The organism is Lactobacillus sp. HMSC08B12 (assembly GCF_001808415.1).
Classification (GTDB): Bacteria; Bacillota; Bacilli; order Lactobacillales; family Lactobacillaceae; genus Lactobacillus; species Lactobacillus delbrueckii.
Genome location: NZ_KV793180.1, coordinates 16,963 through 31,102, shown reverse-complemented (window position 1 = coordinate 31,102; position 14,140 = coordinate 16,963). Strand labels below are relative to the sequence as shown.

The 14,140-nt window shown below is 47.7% G+C and carries 11 protein-coding genes and 1 pseudogene; 5 read left to right on the top strand and 7 right to left on the bottom strand.

All coding sequences use genetic code 11. The features are described 5' to 3' along the window. Nucleotides 1–13 precede the first annotated feature (13 nt). Nucleotides 14–586 carry a histidine phosphatase family protein gene (locus HMPREF3168_RS06510; RefSeq protein WP_070489249.1) on the bottom strand — a complete coding sequence of 191 codons (573 nt, stop codon included), beginning with the start codon at nucleotides 584–586 and terminating at the stop codon, nucleotides 14–16. 400 nt (nucleotides 587–986) lie between these two features. Between HMPREF3168_RS06510 and HMPREF3168_RS06505 the strand changes: the two genes are divergently transcribed. From HMPREF3168_RS06505 to HMPREF3168_RS06490, 4 genes are read left to right on the top strand one after another with little or no spacing between them, the layout of a single operon-like run. Beyond that, nucleotides 987–2,051 carry a DUF2399 domain-containing protein gene (locus HMPREF3168_RS06505; RefSeq protein WP_070489246.1) on the top strand — a complete coding sequence of 355 codons (1,065 nt, stop codon included), beginning with the start codon at nucleotides 987–989 and terminating at the stop codon, nucleotides 2,049–2,051. Beyond that, nucleotides 2,038–3,558, top strand: coding sequence for a hypothetical protein (locus tag HMPREF3168_RS06500; protein ID WP_003614575.1), 1,521 nt, complete (start codon nucleotides 2,038–2,040; stop codon nucleotides 3,556–3,558). The genes HMPREF3168_RS06505 and HMPREF3168_RS06500 overlap by 14 nt, the downstream gene beginning before the upstream one ends. After that, entirely contained in the window at nucleotides 3,546–4,544 is a 999-nt protein-coding gene (locus HMPREF3168_RS06495; RefSeq protein ID WP_003614584.1) for a hypothetical protein, read from the top strand. The genes HMPREF3168_RS06500 and HMPREF3168_RS06495 overlap by 13 nt, the downstream gene beginning before the upstream one ends. Then, nucleotides 4,531–8,283 (top strand): SbcC/MukB-like Walker B domain-containing protein, encoded by a 3,753-nt coding sequence (locus tag HMPREF3168_RS06490; RefSeq protein ID WP_070489244.1) that lies wholly within the window; start codon nucleotides 4,531–4,533, stop codon nucleotides 8,281–8,283. The genes HMPREF3168_RS06495 and HMPREF3168_RS06490 overlap by 14 nt, the downstream gene beginning before the upstream one ends. 57 nt (nucleotides 8,284–8,340) lie before the next feature. Here the strand turns inward: HMPREF3168_RS06490 and HMPREF3168_RS06485 are convergent, their stop codons facing one another. The 3 genes and pseudogenes from HMPREF3168_RS06485 to HMPREF3168_RS06475 form a co-directional block, all read right to left on the bottom strand. After that, nucleotides 8,341–8,712 carry a hypothetical protein gene (locus HMPREF3168_RS06485; RefSeq protein ID WP_070489241.1) on the bottom strand — a complete coding sequence of 124 codons (372 nt, stop codon included), beginning with the start codon at nucleotides 8,710–8,712 and terminating at the stop codon, nucleotides 8,341–8,343. Nucleotides 8,713–8,861: 149 nt separating this feature from the next. Further along, nucleotides 8,862–9,371 (bottom strand): DapH/DapD/GlmU-related protein, encoded by a 510-nt coding sequence (locus HMPREF3168_RS06480; protein ID WP_070489239.1) that lies wholly within the window; start codon nucleotides 9,369–9,371, stop codon nucleotides 8,862–8,864. Between the two features lie 12 nt (nucleotides 9,372–9,383). After that, nucleotides 9,384–10,055: pseudogene (locus tag HMPREF3168_RS06475) on the bottom strand (alpha/beta hydrolase); the annotation flags it as partial. A gap of 325 nt (nucleotides 10,056–10,380) precedes the next feature. Between HMPREF3168_RS06475 and HMPREF3168_RS06465 the strand changes: the two are divergent. Further along, nucleotides 10,381–11,019, top strand: coding sequence for an NAD(P)H-binding protein (locus tag HMPREF3168_RS06465; RefSeq protein ID WP_003614588.1), 639 nt, complete (start codon nucleotides 10,381–10,383; stop codon nucleotides 11,017–11,019). Between the two features lie 42 nt (nucleotides 11,020–11,061). Here the strand turns inward: HMPREF3168_RS06465 and HMPREF3168_RS06460 are convergent, their stop codons facing one another. The 3 genes from HMPREF3168_RS06460 to HMPREF3168_RS06450 all read right to left on the bottom strand — a co-directional run bounded on the left by HMPREF3168_RS06460 (nucleotide 11,062) and on the right by HMPREF3168_RS06450 (nucleotide 13,978). Continuing rightward, a complete protein-coding gene (locus HMPREF3168_RS06460; RefSeq protein ID WP_246825698.1) occupies nucleotides 11,062–11,679 on the bottom strand; it encodes a Fic family protein in 618 nt (205 codons plus the stop codon). A 288-nt stretch (nucleotides 11,680–11,967) separates the two neighbouring features. Further along, on the bottom strand, nucleotides 11,968–13,440 hold the full coding sequence (locus HMPREF3168_RS10760; RefSeq protein WP_070489237.1) for an ABC transporter ATP-binding protein: 1,473 nt from the start codon (nucleotides 13,438–13,440) through the stop codon (nucleotides 11,968–11,970). 4 nt (nucleotides 13,441–13,444) lie between these two features. Then, nucleotides 13,445–13,978, bottom strand: coding sequence for an ABC transporter ATP-binding protein (locus HMPREF3168_RS06450; protein WP_070489235.1), 534 nt, complete (start codon nucleotides 13,976–13,978; stop codon nucleotides 13,445–13,447). Nucleotides 13,979–14,140 lie beyond the last annotated feature (162 nt).

Here is a 14,140-nt window from a genome sequence, read left to right as displayed (position 1 = left end):
TTTACACAAGTTTTTATACTGAACCAAAATTTGGTTCAAAGTAGTCCAGTAAGGTAAACTGTCCGTCTTCATACTTCAGCTTGAGGATAGTGCAGTTTTTCATCTCGTGAGGTAAAGGCTGCTTATAGTAACGTAAAAAGCAGACCATGGCACCGCCGTGCGATACGGCTAAAACGGAATGGTGGTCTTCTTGCTGCATGACTTGGCTCAAGGTCTTAGCCACTCTCTCCCCGACTTCCTCTTGGTCTTCCCCGCCATATTTGACGAAAAAGTCCTTGTAAGGCAGCGGCGGGTTCAATAATTCATCCATCGCTTCAAAGCGGCCAAAATTCCATTCCTTGATCCCCTTGAGCCGGATATACGGCAGCTTGCCGCCAGTAACTAGTTCCAGAGTGTCACTTGCCCGTTCACTCGTGCTTGCATAGCAGTGGTCCAGCTTAATCTTGTTATCTGTAAAGTAGCGGCCAGCGATCTTGGCCTGGTTAATCCCTAATTCAGTCAAAGGTGAATCGCACCAACCCTGGATCTTGTGTTCAAGGTTGAATAAGGTTTGCCCGTGCCGCATGAGATACAGTATCTTTTCCATCTAAATTTGCTCCTTTTCGCATTTCTACAGCGCTTTCACAGAAAATTATAGCATTTTTTCGCAAACTAATGGAAATAGACAATGCTCCAATAAAAACTGACGTACGCGGACGGACAAAAAATTAGGAGCTATACCTGCTTAAATCATTGATATGACTGCCTTCTTACACTTTTTCCACTTGCTAAGAGTTGCTTGAGATATCAGACTGAAGTTAACTTACCCCCTCTTTAATTTTTTGGCCTTTTGCCATATTCTGGATCCGAAGCGATGGAATCATAAAGAAAATCCTCTTTTCCGAATAAACCCCTGCCCTATCTGATATCATGGAAATGACAAAGCATTATGCTTAGATTATTCAGCAGTTAAACTGAACTTGTTAGAAGGAAAAGGGACGAAAATCATGATTGATTGGCATGCTCTGACCAGAGACCTCTATCTTGAAAAAGGCGAAGACCAGCAGCTTAAAAATTGGCGGGTTACATTGACAAAAGCTGACCTGCTCGACCTTGGCTTGTTGACCAAGGCCAAGCTTGATAAAGACGGCAATTACAGCATCCCTTGCTACCAGATTTTCAAGCAATATGACCAGAGCCCAGCTGAAGTTTATCAAGAGCTGGAAAATAAATATGGCCCCCTGCTCTCTAAAAAAGACAGGCGCAAGCAAAAGGCCAGTGCTGACCAGGTTAAACTAGACAAGTTCAAAGAAGACGTAGCTCCAGCTTACGCGGCTTTTCTTGCCGAAAATTTCTCAGAAAAACAGATCATCAGCGACCTCTCCTTTTACCAAAAAATGGCAAAGGGCTGGGAGAAACCAGTTGAAGGTGTTTTGCTTCCAACTTTTGCCTTACAAGTGCTAGGCGACCCCCATGCCTTTGACCGGGGAAGACGGGGCCGCGGGCTTTTGGGAAAAATTATCCAAGCCCAGCTAGGTGAAGAAGGAACCTTAGAGGACTTCAACGTCTATCCCGACCAGCTCTACAACTTCGCGATGACCGCCAATCTGCTGGATACTCCCTTGACCTACGACATTATTGCCCTACCGGACATTGACCAAATTGCTTTACCGGAAAAGATCAAGGTCTACCTGCATGAAAATTCTGGCGTGACCACCGCACTAGCCAGCAAGTTTTCAGACCGGGCCTTCGTTTGCACGGGCGGACAGGTCAATCTTGCCACCAAAAAGCTAATCAAGCGCCTGCTTGCAAATTCTTGCCAGCTCTACTATTCTGGCGATTTGGACCAGAGCGGGATTAAGATCGCGGACAATCTTTTATTGGAATTTCCAGAGATTCACCTTCTTAACATGGATCTGAAGACCTATAAAGAACACTATCAAGCCAGTGTCCCGCCGGTAAAAGACAAGCAGATCAAGGAAGTAGAAAATCCAGATTTGCAGGAAGTATTGACTGAGATCCAGAAGAAAAAACGCGTGATTTTTGAAGAGGCCATCCATGAATTTTTATGACAACCAGAGCTTCATGTCCCAGGCGGACGGATTTTTAAAAGCCGTGTCCTCACCAGGCCTGGCCCGGGACATAATCATCTATTTAAACAGCCACCCCATGGGGGAATACACTCCCCTCCAGCTTAGCGAGCAGCTTTTAGCTGACTATGACGAAGTCACTAAGATCCTTAAGAAGCTGTCTGAAAGCAAAAACTTAAAGTCGATCCCTTTAACCAATCAGGCTAAGGCCCGGTCAATGAAAGAGGCCATGCAGACCACGGCTTATGCCTTAACCAGCGAAAGCATGGAGCTCTTCCAGGCTTTTGACAAGATTGCCAACCTGCAAAAGCAGATCAGAGAATCCCTGTCCATGACGGAAACCGATGAACTGATCAAGAATTTACGGGAATTAAAGGAAAGTCTTGAAGGACTGCTGACAGATCCAGAGAATTTGGAACTGAAGCAGCAGCTTTTTAAAGACGGTATCTCCCTTTATGACTTGTCTTTTGGCTACAACAACGGGATCTACAACCGGCTGAAGAACCGGATCGACAGCTTCGCGACCAACATCCACGATCTGAACATGCAGGTCTTCCGCTTGGAGACTGATGCCAATACAACCAGTGACTTGAACCAGGAGTTGTTTAAACTGCGAGACGTAGTCAAGGAAGTGCTCGATAAGGTTGAAAGCAAGATTCCAGAAGTCCTGGAAACAATTTTCGCCTTAGAGGAAAGCCAGACTAAGATTGGTCCCAAACTCTTCTACCAGCCCCTGGCCGATGAACTGCTAGCCTTTAACGCTACCAAAAGCAGCGATGAATTGTCCGACATCATGGCTGGCAATATTGCAGACATTGCCCAAAGCGAACGGGATGGCAGCGGCCTCTATGCTAGCCTTTTAGACCGTTTAAGCGACATGTTTTTTGCCTTGATTGACCTCATCTCCCAAAACCGGGAAATCCAGGTCAGCAAGCAACGGGCTGAACGCTTCTTAGCCCAAGCGCAGAGCTTTCAAGCTGGCATGACAGCCCAGGAAATGGCCCTCCTTTTTGACCAATATGAAGGCACGCCTGTCTACCACCACTGGTTCATGTCCAAACATGCTAGTTACAGCCTAGATGATGAAAAGATCCACTACAACTTCACACCGAAAGAACGAAAGCGGGCCGAAGTCAAACTTGCCCGGTCCATGGAACTGACGGACAAGGAAAAAGCTGAACTCGCAGCTGAACAAGCACGGCACGCGGCTGAAAAAGCCAAGCAGGCAGAACTGGGACAAAATCTGATCAATAAAGCATTAATTAATTTGACTGACGAAGAGTTTGCCTTTTTGCAAAAACTGCTGGGGCAAAGTCATTTTGATTACCGCTTCTCAGCTGATGGTGACTTGTTAAGTGCCAGCGCTACGACTGGCGACTATCTTCTGATCAAGCAATTCCAAACGGAAAACATGATTATCGAATCACCAAAACAGAGCTTGATTTTATGCAATTGCAGACTGGAGGTAAAAAGCAGATGGCAGAAATAGATTGGAGCCAGGTCATGCCGAATCTTCTGGCTGGCAAGACGACCGCTTATATCCGGCAGAACCGCTTGGCGATCAGCAAATACTTGAAAGATAAGTTCAATTTGGTCTTGGACCAGGACTTGCATCTACGGGCTTACTCCAAGACCCGTCCGGTTGGCATTGAAGCTGACAAGCGGGTCCAAGCGGATCCTCTCTTATACCGGGTCTACTATGAGACTTTAGCCAGATTGACCAGCCTGCAAGTCGGCATGACCATCCTCTACCAGGACATCGTTGCTTACATCAACGACAAAGAGAATCTGTCAGAGGCAAGTTCAGTGGAACTGTCCAAGTACTTGAAGCCGGTCATCGCCAAGCTGGAAAAGGACGGGATTATTGAACTCCGGGACCAGGACGACAAGGACTCCTTGTATGTCTTGACCAAGCAGGCAAAGCCGCAGGACCCAATTGATCTGGAAAAAGGGATGCAGACTGCTAACGATCTTGCCCGGCAAGAACTCCTGTTAAACGGCTTCTTCCGCAAGGAAAACATGGGCAAAAATGAGTACAACTACCTGCAGAATTCTTTTGAGCCCTTTTTTAACCATGAAAGTAAGCAAGGCCTGCGCTTAGTTAACGTTGACGACTACTTTATCCTGCTCAACTACTCCCAGCTGGATTTCCCCAACACAGTGCAAAGCAAGCTGGATGCCATGTCCGTTGAACTGGTCCAATTGATCAATGACAGCCGCCAGAGCCGCTTTCAGTTGCCAGAATTAGTTAACTTGGCCAAGCAAACTAGCAGCTACAAGACCATGACCGGGTCACAGAAAGCAACTGGCTTGAAGATGAAAGTAAGCGAACTCCTGAATGAACTGACCAATTATGGCCTGCTTTCTAAAGAGCAAGACACTGGCCTTTTGACAAAAGAGCAAGATACCTGGTTCACCACTTCTTTAACCGGATTAATCGTAAAAGATGAGGAAATGACTGATGACGAATTATAAGCTTAACCGCTTTGGCTTCTACAACTATTTCAATTACAGAAATCAGACTTTTGACGCCAATACCCAGTCGATTGTATTTAACGGGGAAAACGGGTCCGGGAAGACCGCGACCATGCTCTCCCTTTTCCCAACGATCTTCTTAGGCAGCATGCGGGTTGTCGACAACAAGCGGAGTCTTGACTACTACATTAAGGCTGGTGAAGCCGGCTTTGCCTGGGCCGAATTTAAGGCAGATGATTTGCTTCAGACCCTGCTTTTGGCCTACAGCAAGTCAGCCGATGGATCAAATACCAACCACTATTACTACGTCTTAAAGCAAGGAGTTAAAGGTGATGACCTCCCCTACTCGACCAGCTGGCCGGAATTCCGCGGAGCCGTCAAGCCCTACGTTGAACGTCGCTATGAGACCCAGGCTGACTACCAGAATGCCATCAACCAGCTCTTCTTTGGCTTTGCCTCACAAAGTGAGATGCAGGAGTACTTCGAGCACCTGGCCGCTTTTGAGAAGCCGCCATTAAAGCAAACTGGCAGCACGGCTGAACTGGACAGTGCATTAAAGACTGCCCTGCCAAACCTCCGCCACTACGCGGACCGGGCAACGGTTGAAAACTTCATCGACAATGCCCTGGCCATGGTTGAAGAAGAAAAGAAAAAGGCAGAACTGGACAAGCTGAATAACGCTTTGGCCAAGACTGAAGAATGGGAAACTTTGACCAACAAGCCAACTCTGGCCCAGATCCAGAACTTCTACGGCAAGGCTAAAACTGAGCTGGGCCAAAAGCAAGAACAGTTTGAGAAATTAAAGGCTAGTCTTGCGGAAACTGAGGAAGCAATCGCCCAGCTGAAGAGTGACCAGGCAAGTATCAGCCAGGATTCAAAGGCTAAAGAAGGTGAACAGCAAGCTCTGCAGGCCGTGATTGATGCTAAGAACCTTGACCAGCTGTCACGTAAAATCGCTCAAACTAAAGATGAAAGAAACAACCGGGCAAGAGATTTTGAAGCAGCCCAAAAGGACCGCAAAAATGCAGAAAAGCGGCTGCTCGCTTATACCGAGGACGCAAGAAAAGAGAAGAATGCTCTCGTTATCCTTGAAGGCCGATTGGCAACGACCAAAACAGAACTTGCCAAGTATCAAGTTCAAGCTGATTTTGAAGAAAAGTACCCAGATGCAAAGGGTCTGCTGAAGAAACAAAAGCTGCTCCTGGATAAACTGGATAAATTAGCTGAGCAAAACCAGGAGCTGGCTACCGAGTTGGGCATTGTAAATCAAGCAATTAATGCTTTTGACGAGACCATCTACACGGATAACATTGCCTCTGCCCTGGCTGAACTTGATCAAGAAACAAGTGCCTGGCTCAAGGAAAGAGAAATCAGTTTTGATCAAGTGGCAGAATTTGACCTTGACGTTTATGAAGACAGACGGCATCTGCTGGAAAATGCCAGAGGCCAGTACCAAGAAGCCATCGCTGAGACCAAAAATGACATTCGGCTTGAAAAGACCCAGTTAAAGCACCTGAACTCTGATTTGGAAAAGCTGCAAGAACAGCCAAAACCAGAAACAACAGCTGAGTTCGAAGACGGCAAGCAACTTTTTGAACTGGTCGACTTTAAAGAAGGCGTGCCGAGTAACCTTCAGTTGCAACTGGAAAGCGACTTAAAGTACTCTAACCTCCTCTACGCCCTCTTTGATGGTCAGGAGATCAAGACTGGCTTGGAAGCTGATGGTTTTACTGCCAATGTAAATAATGCAAGTACGAAGGATCTCCCAACCCTCGCCGACTACTTAGTCAGTCAAGACGACCGGGTCAACGCCTTTTTACAAACGATTGCGGTTAAAGACGGTCATATCAGTTATGCCAGTGTCAATGTGCACAGCGAGAAAGGCACAGCAATCACCCATATCGGTGAAAGTAACCGGCAAAAGGAACGGGAAAGACAGATTGCCCTGCTGACGGAAGAAATCAATCAAGTTAAGCAACGCTTAGCGGATCTGGCAGACAAACTGGCCAGCTATCAAGAGCTGTTTAAACAAGCAGATCCTGCTACTTTCCCAAAGAGTAACAAGGTCACCGAAGCACAAATCGCTTATAATAATGCCCTTGCTGAACAAGACAAACGCTTAAAGAAGCAAGAAAAGCTGCAAGTACAGTTGGCTGACTTCCACCGGCAAAAAGAACAATTTACTAGCGAGCTCTGCCCAGACCTGCCAGCTGAGAGCAAGGAATTTGCCGACTACCGCCTGGCCTGGGACAAATACCAGGACAAGCAAGTCCAGCGGATTATGCAAGAAAATGACCTGCTTAAGCAAAAGGACCGGCTGGCTAGTGCAGAAAGCCGGATCAAGCAAGCGCACGCTGAATTATCTGAAAAGACAAAGCAAGTCCAGGACAAGCAAGACCGGCTGACTGAAATTAAAGCTCAGATTGCGACTCTTGAAAAGCAGCTGGAAGAAATCCGAAATGACCCGGAAACTAAAAAGCAGCTGGCTAGAAAGGAAGAACTGGACCAACTGCTCAAGGAGCTTGAAAAGCAACTTAACGAAATCGAATTCAAGTTGGAGCGAGAAAACAATCATCTTACTGCCTACCAGGAGCGCTTGCCAGAAAAGCAGGCAGCCTATGAAGATTTGGATCATGAGTATGCAGCAGTAAATGATCTGTTGGAAAAACTGAATTTAACTGAGAAGGTCAAGGATGCATCCCCTAACGACTGGAACAGTGAGCAAGTCAAGGCAAGCAACCAAAGTAAAGCTAACTTGGCTATGAGTGCCGTTAACAGCATTAACGATAAAACAGACTATCGGGTCGACAACAGCAAGCGTTTGGAATTTGAAGACATTGAACTTAGCGACTACCTGCTCGTTCAAGTCCAAAACTTGTTACATGAAATCGCAGTGGTTCACTACTACTACGGTGGCCAGGAGTTAGAACTCAGCAAGCTCTATGACGATATCCGCCAGCAGCTTGAATCATTCCAGGCTTCAGCTGACGATGAGGTTCAGCGACTGGCCCGCTACCTTAACAACTCGACGATTCTGCAAAAGATCCGCCAGGCCACTGCCGAAGCTACAACTTTAACTAAACAGATCAGCAAGTCCTTGAAGGAAAAGGAACAGACAAGCCATATCTCCTTCTATACTAGCTTCAGTGAAATTCCTGACTACAGAAAGGACTACCTGGCTGCTTTTGGGAACACTTCTATCGACAGTCCGGAAAGCCAAAACGCGGTTACCCTCTTGATGGACCGCTTCTGGACTTACATCAAGGACAATAACGATGAAATGACCAGGGATGAACTGGTTGACCACTTCTATGAGGAATTTGACTACAAGAAATGGTACAGATTTAACATCAGCTTCCGCCGCCATGCTGGTGACGCCCCGGAAAAGATGACTGACCGTAAGCTTAACGCCTTCTCTGAAGGGCAAAGAAGCCGGGCGATCCTTGAACCACTTTTGATCGTCTTAGAACTGGACGAAAAGAAGATGAGCAATCCGCTTGCTCCGAAGATCATCTTGATGGACGAGTCCTTCTCTGGTATCGATGATGAACAGCAAGAGCTGCTGCTGAAGAATATCTACGATATCGCAGATAACTTTATTGCTACTGGCTACAATGCCCGCCTTGCGGTACCAGAAAACAGTAAGGACACGACTTACTTCACCCTGATTGACCACACGGTTGATGGCAAGAATCACTTTATCTCTGTAGAACAGAGTATCGTTAGAAAAAATCGCTAAAAAATAAGGCATGATTCCGATTTAACGGAGTCATGCCTTTTTGGCGTTTAGATTAAACTAAGCGTGTTTCTTCATCTGAAGCTGTTGCTTTTGGTAAAGTACGGTTAACACAGCCCAGATGATATTAATGATTGCCCAAGCGTTGCTGTACCTTGCATAAGCTGACTGTCCTGGAAAGACAAGCTGAACTACTGCCAAGATAGCCACAATCACCATCATAACAAACACTACCTTGAAAAGCTTCGGCCGGTCAATCCAAACAGCTGCCAGAATAAGTGCGACAATCGACAGCAAATTAGCAATCAAGAAAAAGCGGTTAGTAGGATTGTCTTGCGTCGCATAGCCAAAAGTATAGTTTGGTCCCAAAGCAACTAGGTAAATTGCCATCAAAACCCGATAGACAATCGTCTTTTGCTTCTGTGTAAACAATTTTTCTCATCCCCTTCAATTACTATACAGCAAAGTCAACTTTTGTTGATCAAATCAATTATACATCTTTTCTGTACAAACAATATGTTTTTTAAAAAATATACATTATAAAAAGCAACATCCCCCTTTCATAGGAATACTGCTCTCCTCTATTCAGTTATTTCTTTCACCACGCAGGCTGGAACGCCTGCCGCGATTGTTCTGGCCGGTATATCCTTTGTTACTACCGCGCCAGCCGCGATAATTGCTCCATCACCAATCGTGACGCCTGGCAAAAGAGTTACGTTCGCGCCAATCCAAACCCTCTTGCCGATATGAACCGCTGCTGACAGCAGCTCCCCTCTTTTGGCTGGATCTTGCTTGTGGTTCAAAGTGGCGATCATAGCGTGGTGGCCGATCAAAGCCCCGTCGCCAACATGGATATTTTTCCCGCAATCAGTATAAAATGGCGGCACCAGTGCCAGACTCCAGTTGACCTCGCTGCCAGTCAGCTTGGCAAACAAGTCCTGTACCTCTTCCGGCGTATGATAAGCATTATTCAGCTCCATCGTCACCTTCAAGGCTTCTTGCGTCAAATATGAGCAGTATTCCAGTTCTTCTGAAGGGTCAACAATTCTTTTCCCGCTGTTAACATGCGCTAAAAAATCTTCCAGCTTCATTCTGCTACCCGCTTACTTCAAGTACTTGTCAAAGAAGGCTCCCATCTTGGCAAAAGGAATGATGTTCTTTTGGTCGTAAAGGTCAGTGTGGCTTGCCCCCGGGATCAAAAGCAGCTCCTTGTTGTCGGTGTACTTGCTATCCTTAATCATGTCGGTGTAGGCATCCTTTGACATATAGCAGGAGTGGGCCTGGTCGCCATGGATCACCAAGACCGCGTTTCTGATTTCATTGGTATAAGTGAACAGGCGCGTGTTCAGCAAGGATGTAGCAGCCGTTACGTTCCAGCCGCTGTTTGAGTTAAGGCTGCGCTTGTGATAGCCGCGCGGAGTCTTGTAATACGCGTAGTAATCCTTGACAAATTTCGGCGCGTCTTCTAGCAGTGGATCAACCACCCCGCCGGCCTTGGCATAACTGCCAGCCTTGAAGTCGGCCGTTCTCTGCTTATTCAAGGCCACTCGCATCTTGTGGCGGGGTTCTTCATTGTCATTCGCGTCAAAGTAGCCGTTGCCCGTCACTCTGGACAAGTCATACATGGTAGAAGTTACTGTTGCCTTGATTCTAGTGTCGATCGCTGCTGTCTGCAGGGCAATCCCGCCCCAGCCGCAGATGCCGATGATCCCGATTCTTTCCGGGTCAACATTGTCTTGAACTGACAAAAAGTCGACCGCTGCCTGGAAGTCTTCCTGGAAGTCTCTTTTGGCCTGGTCTACAACGCTTCAGTTTTTGCTAAAGAACATTTGGGCTACCTGCTTTCTTTTGACAAGCTGGTCGATACATCCCCAGAAAGCGGGATGGTCTTCCGCCCCTTGACGCCAAAACTGGAGACCAACTTATACTTGGTTTGGAAAAAGTATCAAACCTTTTCTCCAATCGCTGAACGCTTTTTAAAGCAGATCAAGAAATCTTTTGGGCAAAAGCAAACAAGTGGCTCTTAACTAACTAATTGTTAGGAGATTTTTCTCCTGCATGTTATCCTACGGGTAACCAGTAAAAAGAAGGAGAGAAAAAATGAAGGTATTTATCGCCGGAGGAAGCGGCCGGGTGGCAGCCGCTGTTATTCAAGAATTAGTTAATCAAGGTCAGCAAGTCTACGCGGGTTCCCGGCACAAGGATGCGATCGTCAAATTGCCGGGCGTCACTCCCCTCAGCCTTGACCTGCATGCCAGCGTTTCTGAATTAGCTAAGCTTTTAGCTGGGATGGACGCGGTTTATTTTTTGGCAGGTTCTAGAGGCAAGGATTTGCTTCAAACGGATGCCTTTGGGGCGGTGAAGTTGATCCAGGCGGCTGAAATGGCCGGCGTTAAGCGCTACATCCAGCTGAGCTCAATTTTCGCGGCCGACCCGGACAAGTGGCAGGGCAAGGCAGAATTTGCCAGCTTGACTGACTACTATATCGCCAAGTACTTTGCTGACGAGTGGCTGATCAATAACAGCAAGCTGGACTACACAATCCTGTCCCCGGCTACTTTGGAAGAAAAGGCTGGGACTGGCAAGGTTAACTTTAAGCCTGAAAAGTTTGCCGCCAACCCGATTCCAGACGTTGCCGCGGTTTTGGCCCAAATCCTTGACAAGGAAAACGCCTACGGCAAGGTGATCAATATGACTGGCGGCGAGACGCCGATCAGTGAAGCTATTGCAGAAGTTTAAAACGAAATAACCCCCCCTGGCGCTTGCCAGGGGGGTTTTTTGTTATTGGTCAGACAGCTTGGCCTGTTCTCGCTTTTTCCGCCACTCTTCCAGTTCCCTTTCGCTGATGATGTAGCCGGAGTCAGTATGATTTTTAGCACTAAGCTCCAAAATTTTCAACTTCTTCCGCAAGGCTTCTTCAGCGTAATCAGCAATGAGATCAGTCAATTTGTCAGCCGAGCCGTCTCTGTCACACGCTTCCAAAACTTCCATGTAGTGCAGCTGGCTCTCCTTATTTGGCTGAATGTTGACAACTGGATAACCGTGCTCAGTCAATGCCAGGTTCATCAGCAATCTTGCCGTCCGCCCATTTCCATCAATGAAGGGGTGAATGATGACAAACCGCCAGTGCAGCTGGGCAGCGTAGTCTACTGGATGCAACTTGTCTTGCGCCTCGGTTGCCCAGTCAACCAATTCTGCCATCTTGACAGCAATATCCCAAGGGTCTGCATACGGATTGACTTCCGCTCCAGCCGGCCGGACCGGTACGCTTCGGTAGACACCAGCATCTTCTGGCCGGCTTTTCGCCATTGATAGCCTGTTCAGATTCCGAATATCCAGCTGGGTTAAGGTCTGGGCCTGGCTGGCCAAGTCCATCATGTAGTCATAGGCTTCACTCAAGTCAAGCGTATCCAATACTTCAGCAACGCTTTTCCCGTGGATGGTCAGTCCCTTTTTAAGAATCGCCTCAGTCTCATGCCGGGTAAGAGTTGATCCTTCTATCGCATTTGATGACCAAACGTGATCAATTTTTACATCCGCGTCCAGCAGCTCCTACTCATACTTGGATAGTGGCCGGTAAGTGTCAATTTTATTCTTCAGCTCTGTTAGCTTGGAAAAATCAGCCATTCCCTCACCTCCGCGTCTAAACTTTACCTGTTTCTTCTGACTAATTGTAGCATATTCCGGTTACAGTTTGATGATCCGGCCATCGTGGGCCCCGCGGCGGTGGGAGATGGACAGAACTGTCCGCCCGCTGCTGGCGGCATCGATTGCCTTGAGGACTTTGGCCTCAGTTTCCCTGTCCAGGGATGCGGTCATTTCGTCTAAAAGCAAGATCTGCGGGTCACAGACAACGCTGCGGGCGATCATCAAGAGCTGCAGCGAGAGGTTGATGTCACTTACCGGCGTGTTCAAACCTTGCGGGAGATTTTTGACGATATCGGTTAGGCCAACCATGGCTAAAGCCTTATCGATCATCTCAGCAGTAATCGTGTCGTCATATAAAGTGATCTGGTCTTTGACTGTCCCGTCGACCAGGGCAACCCCTTGCTCGCAAATTGCTAGGAAGTGGCGCTGATTCTTGGGATGAGCATCTGGCGAATGGCCATCCAGCAGGATCTTCCCTTTTTGCGGCTGGTAGAGGCCCAGGAGGAGTTTAAAAATCGTGCTCTTCCCCTTCCCGGTCCGGCCGACAAAGGTCACGTGCTCGCCTTTGGCGACTTTAAAGGAGTAGTCCTTCAAGATCGGCTGGTCTGGCAGGTAGCCGAAGGTGACATGGTCAAAAGTAAAGTAGTCCCCTTCTCCTTGGTAGATGTCCGGCTTTCTGTCTGTTTCATTTAAAAAGTCCTGGATCCGGCTCATCCCGGCCATTGCGTCTTGGATGCTTTGGATTTCCATCCCGATTGATTCCAGCGGTGTAAAAATCTGCCCGACATAGGCGATCAAGGCCACGGCGCTGCCGGCATTGATGCCAAAGAAAGTCTGCATCTTCTGCCCTTGGGCGGCCCCGATCATCAGTAGGCCGATAACGACGGCTTCGATGGTCAGGATGATTGGTGAATAGACGCTGTCCAGCCAGTTGGACTTGTTCTGAGCCCGGTAGGATTCTTCGATATATTGGTCATACTTGTCTTCCATGTAGTCTTCTTTTTCAAAGATATGGATCATAGAGAGAACCCGGAGAGTTTCGGGGATATGGTGGTTGACCTTGGCGATGGCGGCCCGGTTTTGCTTCTGGGAAGCCAGGGAGGCCTTCTGGAAATGCCGGGTCATGACCAAGATCAAGGGCATGTTGATGATGTCGGCGTCGTTGACAAAGACTGAGGCGATTGCCCCGCTCTCGTGATTGGTCAAGTAGCCTGTCGTGATGGTGTTCAGCTTTTGCACCAAGGCGAGCCGCATGCCGTGGGTCAATTTTTGGCCAAAAATCGTAATGGATATATTCTGGGCTGAGGCAAAAAGGTCAGACAAAACGATCAAGCCTAGGTAGGCCAGGGCAAAAAGCAGGGAAACTTCCTTTTGATCAGTCAAGTGGTTGACGATCTGCTCCAGAGCCAGGGGCGGCAAAAGCGAAGTGATGATGCTTAGGATGATGAGCAGGACCATAGAGATGAAGCTCTTGGGATGGTCATGAATGACCTTTTTAGCGATATTACGCATGTTGCTACCCCCCTTCAATCAACTTGGCATAGCCGGCATTCTTTTTCAGCAGTTCGTCATGCTTGCCAACAGAAACCTGGTGGTCATGGATATAGATGATCTGGTCCAGCTGGCTGAAGCAGTCAACCCAGTGGGTCATCAGCAAGATGGCATGGCCCTGCAGGCTTTTCCCGCAGGCCACCTCACCTGTTATACCGATGATTTCATTAGCGGAGGCGGTAAAATTGATGTCCTTGACCGCGGTTTCCGGGTAGCCGTGGTAAAAAGTCGCCACATGGTCAAAAGTGAGGTCGTTTATTACTTTCTCTTCCTTTTGGTAATGGTCATAGATCGGATCGCTCATTAGCGGTCTGATCTGGACCCAGGAGACTTGGGCTTTTTGGACAGCGTTAAACAGTTTGGCAGCGTGGGAGACTTTGGTGGCGAGTTTGGTAAAGCAGGCTAAGAAAGTCGTGAAGCTGGCCAGGTCCCAGGCCTTCCAGCCGATGTGGAGGACATTGCGGCCGCCAAAGTAGATGATCAAGACGATGCCGAACATGGCAATTGCGTCATAGAGCGATATACGCTGATTTCCTGCAATTGCCGATCAATTAAATCAGGATCCCTAAAGGCAAATCGTGAAATATTGCCATAATTGTCAGTAATAACTGGATTATGATAGTCATCAAACCATTTAATCTGCTGCCTGATAAAGTCGGTC